The organism is Paraburkholderia domus (assembly GCF_905220705.1).
GTDB classification, from domain to species: Bacteria; Pseudomonadota; Gammaproteobacteria; order Burkholderiales; family Burkholderiaceae; genus Paraburkholderia; species Paraburkholderia domus.
Genome location: NZ_CAJNAT010000018.1, coordinates 1 through 22,923 on the forward strand (window position 1 = coordinate 1; position 22,923 = coordinate 22,923).

The following is a 22,923-nucleotide window of genomic DNA, read 5'->3' on the forward strand; positions in this document are numbered from 1 at the left end:
GGCGTCCACAAAACGGGGAGTTCGCGAAAGGCCTTGACAACTTCCTGCTCATAGAAGGGGACTTGCACCCCCTAGCTGTTGCGCATGCTCGGCGCACCAAAAAAAAGCCCGCCTAAGTGGGCGGGCTGAATCCATATCAGAGGAGACATGGAGGAGACAAGACGAACTATAGCAAATGGTTTGGTGCGGCGCAACATACAAATTAGGGTAGACCCTCGGCGTTGTATGGGCACCACAGTCCTCGTTGCGCTCCGCGAACGGCGTAGCCTGCCGCGCAGCAGTCCGCCATTTGTCTAGTGGCGCACCAGCGCCATCATCGCGCCGAAGCCGACGAACACCCCGCCTGTCAGACGATTGAACATTCTGGCGACGCTGCGGCTCTTCAACCTGGCGCCGATTCGCGTGCCGAAACCCGCGTACACCAGGTACCAGCTCACCTCGATGACCGCGAAAGTAGCGACGAGCACGCCGAACTGCGGCAGCTTGGGCTCTGCGGCGTCGATGAATTGGGGTAGCAGCGCGGCGGCGAACAGGATGGCTTTCGGGTTGCTGCTCGCCACCAGGAAGCCGTTGCGGAACAAGGCGAGGCGCGAACGCGCGGGCTTTGCGGAGAGTTCGTCGACCTCGCCGGCAGCACCTTCGTCAGCCGGCGCCCGCCAGGCCTTGATGCCCAGATAGACGAGGTAAGCCGCGCCGATCATGCGCAGTGCGCTGAACATTGCCGGCCACGCCTCGAGAAACACGCCGAGACCCGCCGCCGACACCGCCAGCATCAGCACCAGCGCCGACAGGCAGCCAGCCATGGTGGCGCTGGAACGGCGCAGCCCGTGCTGGGCGCCGTGTGTCATCACCAGCAGCATGTTCGGGCCGGGAATCGCCGAAACGACAAAAACAGTGGCGGCAAACAGCCACCAGGTATGCAGACTCATTGGGATCGACGCAGAAGAGGATCGGGCGGCTATTATGCCCGCGCGCACCTTAAAGCGCGCGCGCATGTCCCCGCTCCCGCTTAGCGCCCTGCCCGCCGAGCCGCCACCTGCCCCAGTACGGCGAAGTCTTTCTCGCCGTCGCCATGCGCCACTGCTTCGATCAGGCTGTCGCGCACGACACTCGCAATCGGCAGCGGCGTGTTAACCGCATCTGCGGCCGCCAGCGCAAGGCGCAGATCCTTCAACCCGAGGCGCGCCTTGAACAGCGCCGGCTCGTAGCGCTGCTCCGCGATCAACTTGCCGTAGCCCGAATAGACCGGTCCCGGAAACAGGCCGCTCGTGATGACGTCGAGGAAATCCTGCATCGCAAGGCCGTGGCCGGTGACGAGCGTGGCCGCCTCGCCGAGCGTTTCCACAGCCGCGCCCAACATGAAGTTAGCCGCGAGTTTCATCACGTTCGCCTGCTGCGGCAGCGAACCGATGCGCCAGGTTTTCTGGCCGATGGCGTCGAAAATCGGCTGCACACGGTCGATCGACTCGGCCGGGCCGCCTGCCACGATCGTCAGCTTGCCCGCCGCCGCGACATCAGGCCGCCCCATCACGGGTGCCGCGACGTAATGGACGCCGCGCGACGCGTGTGCCGTCGCCAGTTCCTCGGCCAGCGCCACCGAGATCGTTGCCATGTTCACGTGGATCAAGCCGCGCGGGGCGTGTTCCAGCAGCGACGCGGTGATGACTTCGCGCAGCGCGGCATCGTCGGCGAGCATCGAGAACACGGCGTCGCCCGCAAACGCTTCGGCCGGCGTAGCGACGATCCGCGCACCTGCGTCGGCGAGCGGCTGCGCGCGTTCCGGCGAGCGGTTCCACACGCGCACCTGATGCCCGGCTTTCAAAATGTTTGCAACCATCGCGGCGCCCATCTCGCCGAGACCGATAAAACCGATGTCCATCTGTCGCTCCGTCTTCTAAGGAACTGGAAGTAAAACACACCCGTGCGACACCTGCAGGGCAGCGCGCAATTAAACACAGTGCGATACTTGTGCGATGGTCACCGCGACATTCCGCTTCTACGAGGAGCTGAACGATTTTCTCGCCCGGCCGCTGCGCCGGCGCGCGTTCAGTTACGTCTGCGCGCAGGGCGCCACAGCGAAACATATGATCGAAGTGCTCGGCGTGCCGCATACCGAAGTCGAACTGATCCTGGTGAACGGTGAATCGGTTGGTTTCAATCACCCGTTGACCGACGGCGATCGCATAGCCGTTTATCCCAAGTTTGAAGCGCTGGACATCCAGCCCCTATTGCGCGTGCGCGCACATCCGCTGCGCGTGGTGCGCTTCATTGCCGATGCGCATCTCGGCGGTCTCGCCCCGCTGCTGCGGCTGGCCGGCTTCGATACGCTTTACGACAACCACTATCCCGACGCCGATATCGAAGCGCTCGCCGCCGCGCAACAGCGTATCGTACTGACGCGCGACCGTGAGCTATTGAAACGCCGCACCATCACGCACGGCTGCTACGTGCGCACGCTGCGGCCGCGCGAGCAATTGCGTGAAGTGTTTGAACGGCTCGACCTGGCCGGTAGCGCGCAGCCGTTCCGTTTGTGTCTGATGTGCAATGCGCCGCTGCGGCGTATCGCCAAAGATGAAGTCGGCAATCGAGCGCCCGATGGCGTATTGGAACGGCATAACCAGTTTGTCACCTGCGACGTGTGTCGGCGGGTGTTCTGGGAAGGCACGCACTGGCAACGAATGCGTGCGCTGATGGACAGCGTGGCAGGCGCGCCGGAACGGCCCGCTTGAACACCGTTCGGCGGCTCAGACTCTGCGCGGTCTGACCACCATTCAACCGCCGCTTGAGTGCGAAATCGCCGCCGCTCGCTTGACGCGCGGCGCGATGCGTACAATGCGGGATTACTTATCTGGCAGAGGCCTTCCGAATGGCGATGAAAAAAACCGACCTTGAAAAGAACAAGGCACTCAAGCTGAACAACGCAATGAAACTGTCGACCGCCGACCGCTTCGGCAAAGCCGCTGCCGCGGACCCGAAGCTCGATCGCCGCGAACAGCGCAAGCTCGACCAGGCGCAAGGCCTCGTCGCGTTCGCCTGCAAGCTGAATGGCGACCTGGTCACGGAACTGAAAGAACGGGCCGCCGCGCATCCGGAAGGTATGACCGGACTGCTGAATGAGGTCATCAAGCGCGGCCTCGCGGGCTAAACGTCGCCCAAAGCCGCCGCCCAATACAAAAAGGCCAGAGCAGAAGCTCTGGCCTTTTTGCTGGCGACATTTAACCGGAACTGCGCTGCACTCGCCGACTAGCGGTATGCAGAAGGAAACCGGCAGGGTTCGCCCAACGAAACCAAGCGTGAGCTTAGTTTGCCGTGCCCTTGTCGTTCGTGCCGGCTGCCGACGCAGCTGCCGAAACCGGAGCCTTTTTACCGTGCGTCTTCAGAGTCTTGGTGTGATGCTTCTTCGGTGCGCTAGCTGCGGCGGCCGGCGCTGCTGCGTCCGATGCCTGTGCGAAAGCTTGAACGGAGACCAGCGCGATCGATGCGGCTGCGAGCGAGATGATGAATTTTTTCATGTGTTGTTCCCCAAACCTGGACGACTGAGTCAATGTGAATGAAATAGCTGAACGGTGAAGCAGACAAGGCTTGAGGCGCCTTACCGCTCCCCGCGGGAGAGTATTACGCAGCGTAGGCGGTTTGTCATGCGCAAAACTCGATATGTATTTTCCGCGAGACAGCTTGCTTTCGATATTCTTTCACTCATTAAGCATGCCGTATCAGGGAGATTACCTAGTACTGCTTTTAGACCAGGTTTCGCAGCAAACTGGCGGTTTCCTGAAGGGTCGGCAGCACCCGATGCAGTGCGGCATTCGCCGACTCCTGGCCGATCGGCATGCTCACACTGATCGCCGCCACGACCGAGCCATGCCGGTCACGCAACGGCACCGCCACGCCACGCATGCCCAACTCCAGTTGCTGATCGGTGACGACATAACCGTCGCGGCGGATTTCGCCCAGCACTTCGCGCAAGCGCTCGACGGTCGAATAGGTGTGCGGCGTGAACACCTTGATCGAATAGGACGCCAGCCACTGTTCGATGCTTTCTGGCGGCTGGAAGGCCAGCAGGACCAGACCCGCCGACGACAGCGGAGCGCTCGCCCGCGAGCCGAGCACGAAACCGACCGCCATCGCCCGGTTCACGCCGTTGCGCGCGACGTAGACCACGTCGTGTTCGTCGAGAATCGCGACCAGCGCGGTTTCCTGCACAGTTGCGGTGATGCGTTGAAGAAACGGCTGCACGGTGCGCGGCAAGCGCGCCGAATCCAGATATGACTGACCGAGCCGTAATACGCGCGGTGCGAGCCAGAACAGCTTGCCATCGGTATCCACGTAGCCGAGTTCGCGCAGCGTCAGCAGATAGCGGCGCGCCGCCGTGCGCGAGAGCCCGGCGCGGGCGGCCACCATGGTCGGCGTCATGCGCGCATGCTCTTCGTCGAATGCCTCGATGATTGCCAGCGCCTTCGCGGCACCGGCAATCCAGTCTTTCTCGTCCATTGCGTCTGCCTGAAAGTCGGTCGACCCTGTGGTCAGTCGTATCCTGAGCCGCATGGCCGTTGCGCGATTATCGCGCGAGTCGCTCGCCATGCAACCGGCTGACGGCTTATTTGAAGTCCCAGCGCATCTGCTCGACGATCCCCACCCCGCGCGAGGTCCGCACGCATTCGCTCACGTAGTCCGTGAAGGGCAGCGGCTCGAAGCCGATCTCTTCACGCAGACGGCGGTTGTCGAACGTATAGTCCAGCTCGGCGAAACCGGCGTACAAACGCAACGCGTGTTCGATCAGGCGGCCACTGCCGCAACGGTCGCGCCCCACCACCTCGCGTGCGATCTTGCCGAAGTCGCGCACGCGGCACATCGAATAGCGGCGGCCCGAGGTACCGGTGGCTTCATCCATGGCGCTGATGATCTGACCGATGGTCGGCGCTTCGGCGCCCGCCGATACGTGATACGTATCGAAAGCCAGTGACGGCTTCACCGCCAGCAGCGCGAGCGCACGCGCGCAGTCGTCGGCGGACACCACGTCGATGCGGTTCATCGCCCGCGCCGTGAAGCGCCGCGCGCCGTGCACCACCCGAAACACCCAGAACAGGCTCGCCGAAGGCAACGTGCCGAGCACCGTATGGCCGACCACGCTCGACGGCCGCACCACCACCAGCGGCAGACGCGGATACGTGCTGCGCAACAGACGTTCGACTTCGCGTTTGCTTTGCGTGTACGGCACGAGGTGGCGCGTCTCGCCATAGCTGAACGGAGATTCCTGCACGTTCGCACCGCATTGTGTGCCGCACGCCATTGCCGTGCTCACGTGCAGAAAACGCCGCAGCGTTTTACTGCCGACAAAGCGCGACGCGAAGCGCAAGGTGTCGCGCACATTCGTATCGAGCACCTGCGGATGCGTCGAAAACGACGCAAGCGCGGCGCAGTTGATCACGTGCGATGCCTTGCCGAGCCGCGCCAGATCGGTTTCCGAAAACGCACTGCCGAGCTCGCCGACCATCACGTTTGCTTCAGTGATCCGCTGAGCGCGAGAATGCGGCAGCCCGCAGCGCACCGCCGAAGCGCGCAGCCGCGCAAGCGCATCGGCCACGCTGGCGCCTCGTACCAGGCACACCATCCGCTCGACCAGGCCGGCGTTGATCAGGGTCACAAACAGATTGCCGCCGATAAAACCAGTCGCACCGGTCAGCAGCAAACTGTCGACGCCAATCGCCTGCGCGCGCGCCGACGATACCAGGCTGTCCTGCCAGGCGTTGGACAGAGGGGTTTGCCATGCAAACATCGCGAGCTCCTTGAAGGGACGTCAGATCGTCGAAACGTCGATTCGGATAACCGATGAATAGGCGCATCAACAAGCACATCAATAGCGATACGTCAGCGCCGTGATCGCGAAGTAATTGTTCTTCGACTGCACGATCGGGCTGTTCGCCGACGCGCCGAGCAGCCGCGTCACGCCGCCTTCGGTATGCACCGACCAGCGCGGCGAAACCATGTACGTCCAGGCGGCCGACACCTTCGCGCTGTCGAATCCGCCTTTCACTGCATACGGCTGAAAGCGGCTCGCGGCCGCCTGCGCATCGGTGACGCCGAAGAAGGTCTGCGTATAGCTGCCGCTGCCTGCATGCACGCTGCCCGTGATGCTGATGTCGTTGTCGACCGATTGCAGCACCGGCACGGTCAGATCGACGTGCCCGCTGGTACCGTGACTCGTGTTGGTGAGCGGCTGGTCCAGCGTGATGCTGATCGTCGACGGACCGAACAGATGCGCGCCGACCTGCACGGACACCATCACCGAGCCGGGAATCCGGCCCATGCCCTTCAGGTAGTCGGAGCCCGGCAAATCCGCGCGATTGCGATCGGTGCGGCCGAAGTCGTAGCTCAACGCCGCCGACGCGAACAGGCCGTTGGCGAAGCTGTGCTTGTAACCAAGGCCGTCCATCGGGTTCAGAAAGATGCCGTTGCTGAACTCGGCGGCGATCAACGGTGCCACGAACGGGCGGTAATCGCGGCTGCCCTGATAGCGCGGCGCCACACCGCCGGCCAGCGAAAACAGATAGAAATTCTCGGCGTATGCCATCGACGAGCAGGTCAGGCCAAACAGCGGAACACAAAGATAAGAGAGGCGTTTGCGCACGATCAGGACTTTTTATTTGAGACGGAAGCCGCAGTCTAGGGACGCCGCCTCGCCGCGTCTGTCCTGAAGTTGGGGGAATGTGTGCGCAATTGTGTTCAAGTGTTCGCGAGTGTTCACGGCGTATCCGGTATGGGTGCGCGCGGATAGAATCGGCGCCTGATAGTGGAGACCGATATGAGCGAAGCCCCCCTCAAAACCAGCGTGCTGCTGATCGAGGACGATGATCGCCTCGCGCAGTTGATCGGGGAATATCTGAACGGCTATGAATTCAGCGTGACGATCGTGCGGCGCGGCGACGCCGCCGTGGCCGCCGTGCACGAACACAAACCGGCGCTGGTGATTCTCGACCTGATGCTGCCGCATATGGACGGCATGGAGGTCTGCCGGCGCATTCGCAGCTTTTCGCGCGTACCGGTGCTGATCCTGACAGCGCGCGTCGACGTGTTCGATCAGATCGCCGGACTGGAAACCGGTGCCGACGACTACGTCGTCAAGCCGATCGAGCCGCGCGTGCTGGTCGCACGCGCCCGCGCCTTGCTGCGGCGCGCGCAGCCGGCCAAAAGCGTGGAACCGTCCATCCAGGACGACACGCTGACCTTCGGCGAACTGGTGATTTCTCCGCCCGATCGTGCTGTGAGCTGGCGCGGTCAACCGGTCGATCTGAAAACCGCCGAATACAACCTGCTGCTGATCCTCGCGCGCGCGGCCGGCACCGTGCTGAGCCGCGATGACATTCTCAAACAATTGCGTGGCATCGAATTCGACGGTCTGGACCGTACCGTCGACGCGGGAATCTCACGGCTGCGCCGGCGTTTCGAAGATGCGTCGCTTGAGCCGCACAAGATCAAGACGATCTGGGGCCGCGGCTATCTGTTCAGCCCTTCGGCGTGGGAGGAATAAATGCTCCGTTCGCTGATCCGCCTGTATCTGATCGTTGTCATCGGTGGCGGCCTCACCATTGCGTTCATCAACACCTCATTCTCGCAACTGTTCCATGAGCGCGTCACACAAACCGAGCGCGGCGCGGACCGTACGTACGCATTCGTACTCGAGGATTACCTGCAACGGCACGCGGGCCCGGATCGCGCCGCGGCGCTCGCGGAATTAAAAAAGCGCGGCAGCGAAGGCTTCAGGTTGATGACGACCGACGAGGTCGAGCCACTGGTCGGCAAGCGCCAATGGCGCGAGTTGCGCGATGGCAAGCTGGTGTTGGACGACGACACCACGAGTTACTACCTGCCTCTGTCAGACGGCATCGTCGTCAATGCGCGTCGCAGCGAGGCTACCACCGTCGAGATTCAGGCACTCGCGTATGCGTTGCTCGCGCTTGCCACGCTGCTTTCGGTGATCGTGTGGGTGCACTATCACTGGCGCGAGTTGCGCAAGCTCGAAGCAGCGGCGCGTGCATTCGGTTCGGGCAATCTGTCGACCCGCGCGCTGTTGTCGAAGAAATCGAACATCTACGAGCTGTCGCAGCAATTCAACGAAATGGCGCAGCAGATCGAAGCGTCGATCCTGAACCAGCGTGAAATGATGCGCGGCATCTCGCACGAGTTGAAGACGCCGCTTGCGCGGCTCGAGTTCGGACTCGCGTTGTTGCAGTCGCCCGAGTCGCCCGAGCGGCAGCGTGAACGGCAAATGGCGCTGCGCAAAGACGTGCGCGAACTCGACGAACTCGTCACCGAACTGCTGACTTTGAGCCGCCTGGAACAAGGTGAAGGACATCTGGTGCTGATGCGGGTGTCGGTGGACGAGTTGCTCGACAGCGTCGCCGCGAGCATGTCCAACGATGTCGCCGACCGTTCGCTGACGCTTTCGGTCAACACACGTGTGCCTGCTGCGGATGCCGATGTCGGTAGGCCTGCTTCCGGTACATCCGCTGCCGGTGCACCGGGTTCCCGTACGCCGGTAGCCCGGACGCCCGCGTATCATGTCTGCGATCCCAAACTCGTCGCGCGTGCGCTGCTGAATCTGCTGCGCAACAGCACCCGCTATGCACAGCAGACGATTTCGTTGAGCGCAGGCGCCGGCGCGGCAGGCACATTGGTGCTGATCGTCGAGGACGACGGCCCCGGCATTCCCCTCGCCGACCGCGGCCGCGTATTTGAACCGTTTCATCGGCTCGATTGCAGCCGCGACCGCCACACCGGCGGCTTCGGCCTCGGCCTCGCGATCGTGCGGCGCGTCGCGCTGGTTCACGGCGGCGACGTGCGGCTCGAAGAAGCGGCATCGGGTGGAGCGCGCTTTGTGATCACCTTGCCTGCCTTGCCTGCCTTGCCGTTGCCGATGAACGAGGCGGCGCCGCAAGACGCCACGCGTCACGGCTAAGCCCTGGACGTCTTGTTAGAACAACCAAATTCGAAAAACCGCCTTTGAAACCTGACACACGCCAACACCTGCGCGCCAACCTGCTGATGCTGATCGCGGCAATAATCTGGGGCTCCGCGTTCGTCGCGCAACGCCTGAGCCTCGATGCGATCGGACCGTTTCTGTTCACCGGACTGCGTTTCCTGCTCGGCGCGCTGGTCGTGCTGACCATGATCGTCTGTGTGCGGCGCTCCGCGCTTGCGGAATTGTCGAAGCGCGAACCCGGCGGCGCACGTGAGTTGCTCGGTGCCGGTGTGCTGCTCGGCATCGTGCTGTCCGCGTCGATTTCATTGCAGCAGATCGGCCTGCAATACACGAAGGTCGCCAACGCTGGCTTCATCAGTTCGTTGTATGTCGTGATCGTGCCGCTGCTGGGTGTGCTTTTTCGTCATCGAACGGGATTCGGCACGTGGCTCGGTGCAACGCTCGCAGCGCTCGGCATGTACTTTCTGAGCGTCAACGAGCACTTCTCGATCCTGTATGGCGATTGGTATCAGCTTGCCGGCGCGGTGGTGATTTCCGTGCAGATGATGCTGGTGGGGCGATTTGCGCTGCGACACGACACACTCATGCTGGCGCTCGTGCAGTTCGTGACTTGCGGGCTCGCATGTCTGGCCGTCGGCCTCGTGATCGAGCCCGTCAGTCTCGCGATGATCGAGCGCGCCGCGCCGACGATTCTGTACGGCGGTGCGCTGTCGGTGGGCATCGCTTATACGATTCAGGTGGTTGCGCAGAAGTACGCGGCGCCGTCGCATGCTGCGGTGATCTTCAGCATGGAAGGCGTTTTCGCCGCGCTCGCCGGGTGGCTCGTACTCGGTGAAACACTGTCGGCGCGCGCGCTATTTGGATGCGCGCTGATGCTCACCGGTTTGATCGTGTGCCAGGTGATGCCCGCCCGGCGGCGCAGAAACGAAGGTGATCGCTTGCCTCATGAAGCGTGAGGGCGTAGCGGTCGCCCGCGCGGCCGGCTCTGCTAAGCGGCGCGTGGGTTTGCGAAGAGCTTGGGTGTATCAGCAGTGGGTGGAAACACACACCAGCAGCCGTCGTCGTGACGAAAGAAAAAGAGACCGCGCGATCCGGCTTCTGGAGACGTCTCCACGCGCACATAACGCCTGCCGCCCAGACGGGTGCGGCTGAATTCGGTGACGTGAATCGGGACGGACGGCCCTGGCGCCAGCCATTTCTCGACCAGAAAACGCAGCGATTGTTCGCTTGCGGCTCTCATGATCCGCTCCGGGCCGGCTTGTCGTGACTCGCCTCGTGCGCGGCTTCGTTGTTTTCATCGCTATCGGTGCCATCCTCATCATGCTCGGAGGATGCGAGGGATATGGCCCGGTTTGTGGCCGCCGCCCGCAGCGTCGTGCAGTGGCTGGCATGTCTGATATCCGAGAGAAGACGGACTAGCTGTCGTGCTGTTCTGCGTTTCATTGCACACCCCCGCACTGCACCAATAACTTCAGAAAACACTTTAACTCTATGCCTGGAAAGGGCGTCGCTGAAATGATTTTGACTAAATAGCAACAGTTGCGCTCGCAAAAACATCGACGCAATCTTTGTACCTTCCAGCTTCAATGTGCACGCCCGGACGGTCGCGGTCTGTACGGTGGCGAGCGGATGGCGTCGACGGAAAAGACTGAACCGGCGCCAGGCGGTATACGGCCGGACGCACAAGTTATCCACAATTCCCTATGAATAACTTCGGGATAGCGCATCGGACAGCCTGTGTGCGAAATCTTGATAAGACGGGACGCGAGGCTTGCCCCGTCAAAGTTATCCCAGCTTTGTAGTTTTTCTACAGACGTGTTCCGCAGGGTTATGGATTTCGCATGACATTGATGTGACGGGGAATTTCAGAGTTATCCACAGAAGGGGTTAACCCTTGTTAACTATTACTACATATATATACGTATGAAGTAAAAGACATAGGATAAGTACCGCAGCGTGATGAGATCAAAGGCTGATCAGCTCTTGATCAGCCCAAAACCCGCAGCAGTGGTAGATGCATCACGGCGCCACGCTGCTGGCTCCGCTTGCCGGTTGCACCGAAGCAGCCTTGTCGATTGCATCGGGCATATCGGGAAGCGGCGCCGGGATGGTTACTTCGACCGGCACCGGCAACATACGCGTCTCGATGCTGGTGTTTGCAACCGGCTGCGTGCGCACCACCGTTTGCAGATAGTGATCGACGAGACCAAAGAAGCGATCGTAGAACTTGCCCGATGGGATGGTCTCACTCGAAATCTTGACCATTGCATCACTGTTCGAGCGGATCGGCAGCGACAGCGACCCCAGCACGCTCAGCCCGACGCTCGCCGACGTGTCGCTTTTCTTCAGCGCAAAGCCGTTCTGCACGGCGTTGACATAAACGATGCTGGTGCTGCTAGCCTCTTCCCCCGGCGTACACACCACGTGGAACTCGACGACGATGTGGGTATCGCCGGTCGGCTGGAAATTTTTCGTTCCATCGACGGTATCGGTACGCGTCATCGTCGTCAGATAACCCTGACTCAGCAATGCGCGGCGCGCCGCCTCGCAGGCATCCGTGGTGCTCGAATTGAAATTTCGAGCGTAAGGGCTCGCGCCCGTTTCGAACAATTCCTGCTGGAATTTCGGTTGCGGGGCGCTGCTGCAGGCGGCAAGCGTCAGCAGGCCGAGAAGCGTGGCGGCAGTCGCCTTGGAAAACGAGGTAAACATGGTCGATCGGAAGAGGCGCAGCGTGAGCTCGAATGGGAATGCATTGTAGAGCGGTTGCCAGGTGTGCGTAAAAAGCGCGCAGCGCGCGCCCCGCATCGCCTTATACGACGTGACGGCTCATGTCCGAAGCTTCAGTGCGGGAGCAGGACAACGAGGAAAAATAAGCGGGAGCTGTCGCTCAGTGCGGGGTTGCAGGCGATGCGCTTTGCTGCGCCGCGCCGCCGTTCACTCCGGCGGCGTCGCCGGCCGGTATCGCGAAAGCGTCGGCCCAGTTGCCCGGCGCCGGGCAACGGTCGGCCTCGCACGTGCTGGCTTGTGCGTCCGGACGCGACGCGACGTCTTGCGGCCCGGCGACACCGGCGAAATCTTCGACGCGCAAGCTCACCTTCTTCGCGTATGCCTGCGATCCGCCGTAACTCTTGAGCGCCGCGTTCATGTCGCCGTTTGCCGAGCGCATGTAGCCGTACAGGATCGCCGAGCCCACTTCGATGTTGGTGGTCGGCTCGGTAAGGTCCTTGACGTTCCTCAGCAGCCCGCGATGAGCGCCCGGCACCACCTGCATCAACCCGGTCGCGCCGTTGGCGCCCTTGGCTTTTTCCTTGAAGCGGGATTCGATCGAGATGATCGCCAGCAGCAGTGCCGGCGGCAGTGAATACTTCGACGCGGCGGACTGCACCGCGTCCGAAATCTTTTGAGCCTTTTCCTTTGCCAAACCGAATTTCTGCGTCAGATACGCAGACATGCGGTCATTGTTTTCGTCGGCCGTTGCGGCTTGCATCAGGCCGAGCGAAAGCACGATCAGGCAAAGTAACCGGCTCATAACGGAGGACGGAAAAGAAAGGGGATCTGCGCATTATAGCTCTGCCCCCAAAAGAGGCACCGAAATGGCCAACATTCGTCTGAGGAAAGGCGGCCGGCTGGTGCGTGTACATACGCTATTTCGACTGCTTCGGTTTCAGCACGTAATCGTCGTTTAGCGTGGCGAGGAAAGCTGCGACATCGTCGATATCCCGCTCCGTCCAGACCGGCCGTTCACCTTGTTTGCGCGTGAGCGGCACGTCGGTGGTATCGACGTTCACGCGCAGCGCGACCGGCAGGTCGTTGAATTTGTCGACCTTGCCGTGGGCGTCTTTCGGGTACCACTTCGCCGGATTCGTATCGCGCTGGACGTAGAAACGCAGTGCGTCCTTCAGCGTATGGAAGCGGCCGTTGTGGAAGAACACCTGCCGCGTCGCCGTGTTACGCAGCGACACCGACTTGAAGAGTCCACAGTTGCTTTTGTCGCTCGACTGATCGGTACGCAGCGGCCCACACAAACCCATGTCGAAGTACTTCGGATCTGCGTTCGCACGCAACTCCGGATTGCGCGGCACACCGAGCGCCTGAAAGTTGAAGTCGGTGAAAAGCGGATGAGAGCCGTCGACACCCGATTGGTCGATATGGCACGAGGCGCAATTGCCCCCCGTCGGATTGTCGAACAGTTTTTTGCCTCTTAACTCCTGTGCCGTTAGTTGCAATTTACCATCGAGGTAGTAATCGAACTTGCTGGTGTATGGATGAAAGCTCGGGTCTTCGAGTTCGAAGCGCTCGATGGCATACATCGCCTGCACAAACGCCCTGGTGGGGTCGGCGAAGATGTTCTGCCCGAACACTTCCCTGAAGCGCGCGGCATACGGCGCCTGCTCCAGTTTCGCGAGCACCGCCGCGGGGTCCTTGTTGGCCATCTCGTCCGGATTGAACAACGGGAAACTCGCCTGATCGTGCAGCCGGTTGAAGCGCCCGTCCCAGCCAAAGCCGCCAACCGGCGCGTTGTCCGTTTCGCTCAGGCGCTCGGACATGCTGGCGGCCTGGGCATGGCTCCACATCGGCGTGCGGTTCAGCACGTAGCGCAGGCTCGGCACGGCGCGCGTGCCTTGCGAGCGCATGTCCGGACCGCCCAATTGCGCCGCCAGACCGTTGGGCGGCCCGTACGCGTGCGACGGGCTATGACAGCTCGCGCACGACATCTTGCCCGAGGCCGACAACGATGCGTCGAAGAACATCAGTTTGCCGAGCGCCGCGGCGTCGCTGTAGACGGGTTTCGCGTCGGCCGGCGCCGACGCAGCCACTGCCAGGAACGGCAGCAATACGGCACCGGCCAGCGCGGCTAGCGCCGCCAATCGCGTGGCGGCGCTAGCGGTGAATCGCGTAGCAAAAAACAGCATCGAGTCGCTTACAGGTTCGTGAAAATGTCGTTGCCGAACCCGACCAGACCGGCCTGCCCCGCATAGCCCAGATAACCCAGCTGGAAGATGTCTTCAATGCTCTTGAGCATCGAGTAGTGGTTGTACTGCACCGTCGACACCGTGCCCGGCTTGATGAACTTCGAGATCATGACCGCGCCAGTCTGGTCGCCGCCGAAGCTCTGCTTGGTCAGATTGATCGTCAAGCCCTTGTACGTCAGCGACGAAGTCTGCGGGAACGCCGGCAGATTCGGACCCGGTTGCTGACTGCAGCAGGTCGCGCCGGAGAAGATCAGATTCTCGCCTGACGCAGACTGCGTCACGGTGGCGTAACTGCTTTCGTCGAAGTTGATGATCAACAGACCATCCTGCTGGAACGCCGGCGAGGCAGTGATAATCGGCACCCACTTCTGCAGGAACGTGTTCGCGCTCGTCAGGCCGCCGGGCTGGCCGTTCACGCACGGCGAATCATGACCGTCGTCGCACAGGCTCGGCGTAATCAGGTTGAAGTTGGCGGTGGTTGAGATCGATTGCAGATCGGTCGTGAGCTTGTTCAGGTTCACGACGTTCTGGCCGCAATCGGGCGAATCGATGATCGAGTGGAAATACATGAACGGGTTGTGACGCGTCGCGTACTGATCGCCTAGCGGTACGGCCGCGCTCGGCGCTTCGGCCGATTGGGTCAGGTCGGTCGTGTTGAGCGTCGGGTGGCCGCACGTGGCGGCTTCGCGCGTAGGGTCATTGCCCATGTCGCCTTCATAGCCCTTCCAGGTGTAGCCCGCAGCCTTCAGCTGGTCCGGCAGCGTCTTGATGCTGGCCGGATACACGCAACCCGAGCCGATCGCCTGACCGTCCGGCGTCGTGCCCGTCAGCTTGTAGTCCTGATAGGTGATGCAGTCGTTGTCCGTTTCCGGCGTCGGCGCCTGACCGCTGATCATCGAGATGTAGTTGTCGAGGCTCACGTGCCCCGTACCGTAGTACTGCTGCACCATCGCCCCTTGCGACGCCAGCGTCTGCGACAGATACGGCGCCTTGCTGTTCGCACCGAACGTGGTCGCGTAGTTTTCGTTTTCGAGCGTGATAACGAAGACGTGCCGGATCTGCTGCTGCCCGGTTAGATTGACCGACGAGGACGACGAACCGCACGCGGCGACGATAACGCCAATTAAGACCGCGCAAACGACGGCGAAGAATGCACGCAACCAGCTGCGTTGTGACATGTTTTTTTGCCCTTGGGGATTGGAGTTTTATTCGCGGGCAAACTTTATGCATGATGTATGACGACCCCGTGAACAGCGTCACCGTTACGTCACATATCGATCATTTCAAGCGACATATGTCGTTCGCTGAAACGGCGAACCGATGTCTTCATTACGCGTAACGACGATGCAGCGCCGCCGCAACCTCCGCCATGCGCGCACGTAATTCCGGCGGTGTCAGCACCTCGGCCTCGGTACCAAAGCGCAGCAGTTCGGCGCACGCCTGCCTCATTGAGCCGACCGGCAGCGTGACCGTGCGCCAGCCGTCGACCGGATCCGGCTCGCCGATTTTCGCGGCTGCGCGTGCGAACGGTGAAGTAAAGACTTCGAGCATCTGCATGCCCCACGGCGACAGACGCAGCGTTGCTTCGTTCGCATGCATCTCTTCGGACAGACGTTGCGTGCTGTCTTGCCAGTAAGCCGCCAGATCGAAGGCGAGTGGCCGCTCGAAAGTCTCGTCCAGCCTGCTCAGCTCGAGAATGCGCGAAATGCGGTAGATACGAATGTCCGCGCCGACCCGCCCAACCACATACCAGGCTCCCCCTTTCAGCACGATGCCGAGTGGTTCGATCCGGCGAAACTTTTCGGCTTTCCAGCTCTGATAGCGAATCTGCAGCGGATGCTGTTCCCACACCGCGCCGGCGATCAACGGCAGATTCGAGGGCCGATCCGCGTCGGAAAACCAGGCCGGGGCGTCGAGGTGAAAACGCGAGCGCATGCGCTCCGCGGTCGAGCGCAGTTCGACCGGCAGCGCGGCGAGCAACTTGGTTTGCGCGCCGGCCATCACGGCGCCGAGACCTAGTGCCTGCACCGGTCCCGGCAAGCCGGCGAGGAACAGCGCCTCCGCTTCCTGCGACGACAGTCCGTTCAGACGCGTACGGTATCCGTCGAGCAGGCGATAGCCGCCTTCCGCGCCACGGTCGCTCTGGACGGGAACGCCTGCGGCGCACAAGGCGTCGACGTCGCGATAGATGGTGCGTAGCGAGACTGCGCATTCGTCGGCGAGCGACTGCGCGGTCACGCGTCCGCGCGCCTGCAAGGTCATCAGGATGGAAAGAAGACGGCTGGCTCTCATTCGGACAAGTGTAGTCATACCTGACACAAACTGACAGGTATAGGCGCTTAGGATGAGGACTTCCGGCGCCTGATGGACGCTGGTTTTTCCCACGAGACACTCACACTCAGAAGGCCCCCGCCATGACCACCGACCGCACGATCACGCTGTTCCACTCACCGCAATGCCGCTCAGTGAGCGCACTCACGCTGCTCGAGGAGCTCGGCGCCCCGTATCAGTTGAAGGTGCTGAACATGAAAGCCGGCGAGCAGCGCAAGGCGCCGTATCTCGCAATCAATCCGCTCGGCAAAGTGCCGGCGATCCTTCACGGCGACGCGCTGGTCACCGAACAGGTCGCCATCTTTATCTATCTGGCCGACCTGTTTCCCGAAGCGGGCCTCGCGCCGACGCTCGACGATCCGTCGCGCGGGCCGTATCTGCGCTGGCTGGTGTACTACGCGGCATGTTACGAACCGGCGCTGGTCGACAAGGCGATGAAGCGCGAACCGGCGCCGCACGCTACCTCGCCGTACGGCGATTTCGACTCGATGCTCGAGACCTTGACGAGCCAGCTGGAGGCTTCGCCCTATCTGCTCGGCGACAGGATGTCGGCTGCGGACATCTTGTGGGGCATCGCGTTGCATTGGGGAATGATGTTCAAGCTGGTGCCCGAGACGCCGGTTGTGCTCGAGTATGCCCAGCGGGTCTGCTCGCGGCCGAGCTTCGTGATGGTGACCGAGCGGGATGTCGCGCTGGCGGCCGAGCACGCGGCGGCGGTCAACGACGCTTGACAGCGCGATCTGGCCGCCGTGCCTGTTGCGTGGATCAAAGACACGGGATACGTGCGGTGGCTGACTGAACTGGCACCCGGTTGAACGCGCGAGGATTTGAGACAATGAAGGCCGCCGGTGAATGTCTTCCCGGGACAACCGGGTGTAGCCTTGGCCTTTCGAGCAGCTGGCGGCCCATTGAACAAGAGATGTTTTCAGGTATGAGCAAGACCGTATTTATTCCCAGTGTCCCCGCGACGTCGGAAGACGATTTTGACGTTTCGGCGACATCGAAGCTGGCTGGCTACCGCCGGTTTTTCGGCGTCTTGAAAGTGGTTCGAACCACCGATGGCCGCGTGCTATTCCCGTTCGACGGCGCGCCGGAACTCGGGCCTTACGCGACAAAACTGGAAGCTGTCGCGGCGGCGCAGGTGTATGGCGAGCATATCGTGACCAGCGACCTGGCGCGTCCGGAGTTGTAAGCGTAGAAGCGTGGCTGGGTTTTGGGGGTACTTAGGTGAGCCGCTAAGCTTAGCCACTCGGGGCCGTCGTTTGAACTGGTCACTTTGGGAGCAAAGGATGACTCGTCTACGCAAAGCAGGCCCATCTGCTGCGGCTAAGTGGAGCGCGGCTGTGCTGATGGCCGCTTGCTGTCAATCCGGCCTCGCTCAGGACGCTGACGCCAATGCCGGTCAGAAGGCGCTCGGAGAAGCCGAGGTCGTTCACACCCAGGTCCATGTAGTCGCTATCTATCCCGCCACCAACAGCGTCACGCTGCGTGGCCCGCACGGCCATCTGACGGATGTCGACGTCAATCCCCAATTGGCCGATGTCAGCAAACTGCGCGTCGGCGACAAACTAAACATTGCTTATCAACAGGCGCTGCTGCTTCAGATCGACAAGGTGACGACCAAAGGTGTGCGTGAACGCATCGAGACGACGGCGGCGATACCGGCTTCGGCGGGATACGCGTCATCGGCGCATCGCGTGCAGGTTGTCGCGACGGTGCTGAAGATCGACCGTAAGAGCCGGATGGTGACGCTACGTGGACCGAAGCATCAGCAGGTGCTGAGGGCTGCGAGGGACGTTCCGCTCAATGAGTTGAAAGTCGGGGACAGTGTGCGGGCGGAGTTTGTTTCGGCGGCTGCGGTGGAGGTGGTGAGGAAGTGAGAAGAGCGCGCCGCGCCTAGCTTACATTCCTCTTAAACAGCATGCTAGACTCCAACCCCATGTCATATTGGCGCAAATTCTTCGTCATCATGCTGCTGGTACTGAGCCTTCCGGTTCAGTCGTTCGCGGCTCTCTCCATGAAATGCGAGACCTCGCATTTCATGGGCGAAATGACGTCGGCGCAAGATGAACATGCGTCTGGGTCGGCTCACAGTCACGATATGCACGTTGCCGCAATGGCCGACGCTAGCCACCCCGGCCATCATCCCGGCGAAGCGCCTCATGCGCACGCCTGCAGTACCTGCGCGTCCTGCTGTCTCGGTGCTGGTTTTCCTGTCGGCCCGACAACGGCGACACACGCCGACATCGCTCACCTTGCTGTGCCGCTTCCTTCCTCTGTCAATGCCGCATCGTTCCTGACTAGCGGCATCGAACGACCTCCCAGAACCCTCCTCGTCTAGTCCTTTGCCGCGGTCTGAGGCCGCGATGCGCAATTTCGCCCTGATGTCCGTATGCCGGCCATCCAGGTGACTTACGACGAGAAAAATCCATGCGAATGTTTATCGCGGCGCTGCTCAGCGCGGCGGCATTGTTGCCGTCGCTCGCGCACGCCACAGCACCACCTTCTGACCCGGCCGACGCCTCCGCATCGGTTCCTGCGGTCAACATGCCGTCCGCCTTCGCCGGTTACCAGCCGTACCGGGACCAGAAAGCGCCTACCTGGCAGGCGCTCAATCGGGCGGTGACAAGTGCTCCGGCGATGAAAGGAATGAGCCACGGCAACCCGCCGGCTAGCAGTTCCGACGCCAACTACGACGAGCACAGCGCGAAACACGGGGGGCCGGCCAAATGACCCCGGATTCCTTTTCAGGCAGCCGCATCGTCGCTGCCGCCACGGCTCTGGTGTTGCTCGCCGGTTGCACGACGTTTTCGGAGGACGGAGGGTTCACCGCCGTTTCGACAACCGCTTCCGAGCGTCTCGGGAAAGACGCAGTACGAGTGAGGACCGACGAAGACCGGGACGCTGTCACCAGACGAACGCAGGAACTGCTTTCCGGACCATTGAGCATGGACGATGCAGTCCAGATCGCTCTGCTGAACAACCGGGGGCTTCAGGCGTCATACGGCGAACTCGGTATTGCCGAGGCGGACCTGGTTCAGGCCGGCCGGCTTCCGAACCCTGGCTTCACGTTCAGCCGGACGCATGGGAGCAATGACCTGAGCATCAGCCGCACCTTCACGCTCGGCCTGTTGAATGTCCTGACACTGCCATTGGCGACGCGTATTGAGCGTCGCCGCTTCGAGCAGACCAAGCTGCTTGCTGCGGACGCGATGCTCAAGGTCGCCGCGGATGCTCGGCGTGCCTATGTCAGCGCAGTCGCAGCGCAGCAGTCTGCCGCGTATGCGGAGCAGGTGAAGGACTCGGCCGAGGCCGGTGCCGAACTCTCCTTGCGGATGCAGCAGGCTGGCAACTTCAGCAAACTCGACTACGCGCGCGAGCAGGCCTTCTATGCAGATGCGGTGGCGCAGCTCGCCAGGACCCGACAGCGGTCGGTGTCCACACGGGAAAAACTCACTCGAACAATGGGGCTATGGGGCGCGGAAGCGCAGTACACGCTTCCCGGGCGCTTGCCGGACCTGCCCAAGGACCGCCCCGAGCTAAACAACCTCGAGCGCTTCGCGATGCGGAACCGGCTGGATATCCAGGCTGCGAAGCTCCAAACGCAGAGCGTTGCATCCTCATTGGGTCTTAGCAAAGCGACGCGTTTCATCAACGCCCTGGACGTCGGCTATCAGAACAATTTCACGACCGCCGACGGCCATGAGCAGGGCTACGAAATCAGTGTCGAGATTCCCCTCTTCAACTGGGGCGGTTCGAAGGTTGCGCGCGCCGAAGCGATTTATATGCAGTCGGTTGACCGGGTCGCCGAGACCGCCATTAACGCCCGGTCCGAAGTTCGCGAGTCGTATTCAGCCTACGTGACTGACTACGACGTCGCGAAGCATTACCGCGATGAGGTCGTGCCAATCCGGAAGACCGTCTCGGACGAGCTCCTGCTTCGCTACAACGGCATGCTCGCGAGCGTGTTCGAACTGCTCGCCGATTCACGCGACCAGGTCGGCGCGGTGAACAGCTATATCGACGCGTTGAAGGACTACTGGCTCGCAGAGACCGACCTGCAGCAGGCACTCGGCGGCCGTCTGCAACCACTGGCGATGGTCTCCGCGCCATCCGCCACAACGACGCAACCAGCGTCGCCCGCCGATTCAGAAGGTAAATGAAATGCTGTCTCGTCGAAATTTTCTCAGCGGTTCCGGGGCCGCCCTGTTGGGGGCGGCACTGGTCAGCAAGGCCGGTGCCGCCTCGCTTCCTGAGGCTCTCACGATGGATAAGGCGACGATGCAGCCGCCGCTCGCCCCTCCGAACGGCCGTCCCTACACGCCCGTTGCCACGCTGAACGGCTGGTCACTGCCGTGGCGCATGAAAAATGGCTGGAAGGAATTCCACCTGATTGCCGAGCCGGTTGTACGCGAAATGGCGCCGGGCATGAATGCCAACCTGTGGGGCTATAACGGCCAGGCGCCGGGACCCACCATCGAGGCAGTCGAAGGCGACAAGGTGCGCATCTTCGTGACCAACAAGTTGCCGGAGCACACCACGGTTCACTGGCACGGCATGCTCCTGCCGTGCGGCATGGATGGCGTCGGCGGTCTCACACAGCCGCACATTCCGCCGGGCAAGACCTTTGTCTACGAGTTTCAGCTGGAGAAGCACGGCACGTTCATGTACCACCCGCACGCCGACGAGATGGTGCAGATGGCGATGGGGATGATGGGCACGTTCATCGTGCACCCCAAAGACCCTGCCGTCATGAAAGTCGACCGTGATTTCGTGTTCCTCATGTCCGCGTATGACATCGACCCAGGCAGCTTCACGCCGCGCGTCAATGAAATGACCGACTTCAACATGTGGGCCTGGAATGCGCGCGTTTTTCCAGGCATCGATCCGTTACCGGTACGTGCAGGGGACCGCGTGCGTATCCGGTGCGGCAATCTGACGATGACCAATCACCCCATTCACCTGCACGGCTACCACTTCGAGGTCGCAGGGACTGACGGCGGGTGGATTCCGCAGTCTGCGCGCTGGCCCGAGGTGACCGCCGATGTTGCGGTCGGCCAGATGCGCGCTATCGAATTTACAGCGAACCGTCCCGGCGACTGGGCATTCCATTGTCACAAGTCGCACCACACGATGAACGCGATGGGACACCAGGTACCCAACCTGATTGGCGTTCCGCAAAAAGACCTGGCGAGGCGTATCAACAAGCTGGTGCCGGACTACATGGCGATGGGCAGCACGGGTGGTGCGATGGGCGAGATGGAGATGCCGCTACCCGACAACACGCTGCCGATGATGACAGGAACAGGCCCATTCGGCGCGCTGGAAATGGGCGGCATGTTCACTGTCGTGAAGGTTCGGGAGGGACTGGGCCGCAACGACTATCGCGACCCAAGCTGGTTCAGGCATCCCAAAGGGACGGTCGCCTACGAATACACCGGTGAACTACCGGAGAGCTGAACCCGTATCGCCGGACACGGAGTCCGGTTCGCGTTTGTTTTTTTTAACAAGTGGCTGGCGCCCTGACCGTGACGCAGCTTCAGAAGAAGTAAGTGTCCATAGCTCGTGGCGGCCAGAACCTGCTCTTCGGTAGACCTTCCAATATGTCCCGCATTCGAACATGGGCGCCTATAGTGGAGATATCGTCGCCTTGGGGGCGAGCTTCCGGTTCAGGACCGACGCATTTGACGGGGGACGGCACTATGACTGCTGATTCTGGTTTGGCTTACGATCCGCAGGGACAGACGCCAGAGTCATTGTTGACGCTGGTTGAATATCTCGAACTCTCGCTGGATGAGGGCAAGAACGTCGTCATGATGCGCCGCGGTCCAGACGTCTGTGCTGTCTACATCGGCGACCCGGCGGACGAGGACAACGAGTTGACGGGTCACGGAACCATCACGGCGGACGTGGCAGACGAGATACTCGAACTGACGCACGCAGGCGTAAACCGGATCGCGATCGGCGGCCAGACGTACCGGTTTGTTCGAAGCTTTACGCACATCGCTGACGTTGGAGCAGTGATATTTGCTCCGGCGTAAGCTTGCGAGCAACCGGTCACCCCGCTTTCGGGGTCAGGACTTCGACCTTGGCTCGGGCCAAGGCCACCCCCTCTTCTCGATGGGTGCGTCCGACTTGGCGGGCAGCGTGGCCACGGCCGATACCTCGGCCGGCGTTGCATCCTTTGCGGCATCGCGAGCCGGTCCTGCCGACGCCCCCGCTTTCACCGTCGAACGCCCGGTCCCGAACCACGCTACTGTCCGTTGGACGTAGGTAACATACGCGTTCCAGCCGTCGAGGTCACCGTCAAACAGGTTGTGCTGAACGCTTGCCGCCAGCGCGTCCCGGTTGAGCTCCGCCGCAAGCAGCTCCCTAGGCCACGGGAAGAATGCGCTCGCGACGCGTTTAGTGAATTCGGCCACCGTCATTGTGGGCGCCAGCGCCCGGAGGAACTCGAAGTGCAGCAATGAATCATCTTCCCGCATAAGGTGCACCACCGCCGCGGTCGGCCTGCTTGCCTGGGCTAAACAGTTCGAAGCTTCGAGTATGTCCCCGAGATGAAGCAGTAGTTCACGTCTGTCAAATCGGTCATCCATTGCGGTAGGTTCGTTCATCGCGTACTTGGCTGGAGAGGGTTGG

At 61.7% G+C, this 22,923-nt stretch carries 25 protein-coding genes; 12 read left to right on the plus strand and 13 right to left on the minus strand.

What is annotated here, in order from left to right:
* Nucleotides 1–293: 293 nt before the first annotated feature.
* Together KHO31_RS25420 and KHO31_RS25425 are read right to left on the minus strand one after the other, a co-directional pair.
* Nucleotides 294–929: a LysE family translocator gene (locus KHO31_RS25420; RefSeq protein ID WP_201071143.1), complete on the minus strand. Its 636-nt coding sequence runs from the start codon at nt 927–929 to the stop codon at nt 294–296.
* A gap of 80 nt (nt 930–1,009) precedes the next feature.
* The gene (locus KHO31_RS25425) at nt 1,010–1,879 is read right to left on the minus strand and encodes an NAD(P)-dependent oxidoreductase (RefSeq protein ID WP_093641056.1); all 870 of its coding nucleotides are present in this window, start codon (nt 1,877–1,879) and stop codon (nt 1,010–1,012) included.
* 94 nt (nt 1,880–1,973) lie between these two features.
* On the opposite strand from KHO31_RS25425, the gene KHO31_RS25430 reads away from it, so the two are divergent.
* The gene (locus KHO31_RS25430; protein ID WP_201071145.1) at nt 1,974–2,729 is read left to right on the plus strand and encodes a Mut7-C RNAse domain-containing protein; all 756 of its coding nucleotides are present in this window, start codon (nt 1,974–1,976) and stop codon (nt 2,727–2,729) included.
* Nucleotides 2,730–2,866: 137 nt separating this feature from the next.
* Nucleotides 2,867–3,145 (plus strand): hypothetical protein, encoded by a 279-nt coding sequence (locus KHO31_RS25435; RefSeq protein WP_201087103.1) that lies wholly within the window; start codon nt 2,867–2,869, stop codon nt 3,143–3,145.
* Nucleotides 3,146–3,299: 154 nt separating this feature from the next.
* Here KHO31_RS25435 and KHO31_RS25440 read toward each other — a convergent pair whose 3' ends face one another.
* The 4 genes from KHO31_RS25440 to KHO31_RS25455 form a co-directional block, all read right to left on the minus strand.
* Complete coding sequence (locus tag KHO31_RS25440; protein WP_201087102.1) at nt 3,300–3,512, minus strand: hypothetical protein; 213 nt, start codon at nt 3,510–3,512, stop codon at nt 3,300–3,302.
* 226 nt (nt 3,513–3,738) lie between these two features.
* A complete protein-coding gene (locus KHO31_RS25445) occupies nt 3,739–4,491 on the minus strand; it encodes an IclR family transcriptional regulator domain-containing protein (RefSeq protein WP_211624436.1) in 753 nt (250 codons plus the stop codon).
* A gap of 106 nt (nt 4,492–4,597) precedes the next feature.
* Entirely contained in the window at nt 4,598–5,776 is a 1,179-nt protein-coding gene (locus KHO31_RS25450; protein ID WP_201071152.1) for an SDR family oxidoreductase, read from the minus strand.
* 78 nt (nt 5,777–5,854) lie between these two features.
* Entirely contained in the window at nt 5,855–6,571 is a 717-nt protein-coding gene (locus KHO31_RS25455) for a MipA/OmpV family protein (protein WP_201071155.1), read from the minus strand.
* Between the two features lie 231 nt (nt 6,572–6,802).
* Between KHO31_RS25455 and KHO31_RS25460 the strand changes: the two genes are divergently transcribed.
* From KHO31_RS25460 to KHO31_RS25470, 3 genes are read left to right on the plus strand one after another with little or no spacing between them, the layout of a single operon-like run.
* On the plus strand, nt 6,803–7,528 hold the full coding sequence (locus KHO31_RS25460) for a response regulator transcription factor (protein WP_211624368.1): 726 nt from the start codon (nt 6,803–6,805) through the stop codon (nt 7,526–7,528).
* Nucleotides 7,529–8,956 (plus strand): ATP-binding protein, encoded by a 1,428-nt coding sequence (locus KHO31_RS25465; RefSeq protein WP_211624370.1) that lies wholly within the window; start codon nt 7,529–7,531, stop codon nt 8,954–8,956.
* 44 nt (nt 8,957–9,000) lie between these two features.
* Nucleotides 9,001–9,936: a DMT family transporter gene (locus KHO31_RS25470; protein ID WP_236061246.1), complete on the plus strand. Its 936-nt coding sequence runs from the start codon at nt 9,001–9,003 to the stop codon at nt 9,934–9,936.
* A 32-nt stretch (nt 9,937–9,968) separates the two neighbouring features.
* Here the strand turns inward: KHO31_RS25470 and KHO31_RS25475 are convergent, their stop codons facing one another.
* From KHO31_RS25475 to KHO31_RS25500, 6 genes are all read right to left on the minus strand, one after another.
* A complete protein-coding gene (locus KHO31_RS25475) occupies nt 9,969–10,220 on the minus strand; it encodes a hypothetical protein (RefSeq protein WP_201071166.1) in 252 nt (83 codons plus the stop codon).
* Nucleotides 10,221–10,999: 779 nt separating this feature from the next.
* Complete coding sequence (locus KHO31_RS25480; RefSeq protein ID WP_201087099.1) at nt 11,000–11,689, minus strand: DUF2242 domain-containing protein; 690 nt, start codon at nt 11,687–11,689, stop codon at nt 11,000–11,002.
* A 178-nt stretch (nt 11,690–11,867) separates the two neighbouring features.
* The gene (locus KHO31_RS25485) at nt 11,868–12,509 is read right to left on the minus strand and encodes a lytic transglycosylase domain-containing protein (protein ID WP_201071179.1); all 642 of its coding nucleotides are present in this window, start codon (nt 12,507–12,509) and stop codon (nt 11,868–11,870) included.
* 115 nt (nt 12,510–12,624) lie between these two features.
* Entirely contained in the window at nt 12,625–13,893 is a 1,269-nt protein-coding gene (locus KHO31_RS25490) for a cytochrome-c peroxidase (protein WP_201087098.1), read from the minus strand.
* Between the two features lie 8 nt (nt 13,894–13,901).
* The gene (locus tag KHO31_RS25495; RefSeq protein WP_201071186.1) at nt 13,902–15,131 is read right to left on the minus strand and encodes an alkaline phosphatase family protein; all 1,230 of its coding nucleotides are present in this window, start codon (nt 15,129–15,131) and stop codon (nt 13,902–13,904) included.
* Between the two features lie 151 nt (nt 15,132–15,282).
* Entirely contained in the window at nt 15,283–16,263 is a 981-nt protein-coding gene (locus KHO31_RS25500) for a helix-turn-helix transcriptional regulator (protein ID WP_236071466.1), read from the minus strand.
* A 104-nt stretch (nt 16,264–16,367) separates the two neighbouring features.
* Between KHO31_RS25500 and KHO31_RS25505 the strand changes: the two genes are divergently transcribed.
* From KHO31_RS25505 to KHO31_RS25535, 7 genes are all read left to right on the plus strand, one after another.
* Nucleotides 16,368–17,015: a glutathione S-transferase family protein gene (locus tag KHO31_RS25505; RefSeq protein WP_211624372.1), complete on the plus strand. Its 648-nt coding sequence runs from the start codon at nt 16,368–16,370 to the stop codon at nt 17,013–17,015.
* 200 nt (nt 17,016–17,215) lie between these two features.
* Entirely contained in the window at nt 17,216–17,476 is a 261-nt protein-coding gene (locus KHO31_RS25510; protein WP_201071192.1) for a DUF6723 family protein, read from the plus strand.
* 97 nt (nt 17,477–17,573) lie between these two features.
* A complete protein-coding gene (locus KHO31_RS25515; RefSeq protein ID WP_201071195.1) occupies nt 17,574–18,164 on the plus strand; it encodes a hypothetical protein in 591 nt (196 codons plus the stop codon).
* Nucleotides 18,165–18,714: 550 nt separating this feature from the next.
* On the plus strand, nt 18,715–19,017 hold the full coding sequence (locus tag KHO31_RS25520; RefSeq protein WP_211624374.1) for a hypothetical protein: 303 nt from the start codon (nt 18,715–18,717) through the stop codon (nt 19,015–19,017).
* Complete coding sequence (locus KHO31_RS25525; RefSeq protein ID WP_211624376.1) at nt 19,014–20,447, plus strand: TolC family protein; 1,434 nt, start codon at nt 19,014–19,016, stop codon at nt 20,445–20,447. The genes KHO31_RS25520 and KHO31_RS25525 overlap by 4 nt, the downstream gene beginning before the upstream one ends.
* Before the next feature lies 1 nt (nt 20,448).
* Nucleotides 20,449–21,744: a copper oxidase gene (locus tag KHO31_RS25530; protein WP_211624378.1), complete on the plus strand. Its 1,296-nt coding sequence runs from the start codon at nt 20,449–20,451 to the stop codon at nt 21,742–21,744.
* Nucleotides 21,745–21,986: 242 nt separating this feature from the next.
* Nucleotides 21,987–22,325, plus strand: a complete 339-nt coding sequence (locus tag KHO31_RS25535) for a hypothetical protein (RefSeq protein WP_201071205.1) — start codon at nt 21,987–21,989, stop codon at nt 22,323–22,325.
* A gap of 33 nt (nt 22,326–22,358) precedes the next feature.
* On the opposite strand, the gene KHO31_RS25540 is transcribed toward KHO31_RS25535, so the two are convergent.
* The gene (locus KHO31_RS25540; protein WP_321207299.1) at nt 22,359–22,898 is read right to left on the minus strand and encodes a hypothetical protein; all 540 of its coding nucleotides are present in this window, start codon (nt 22,896–22,898) and stop codon (nt 22,359–22,361) included.
* Between the last annotated feature and the right edge of the window lie 25 nt (nt 22,899–22,923).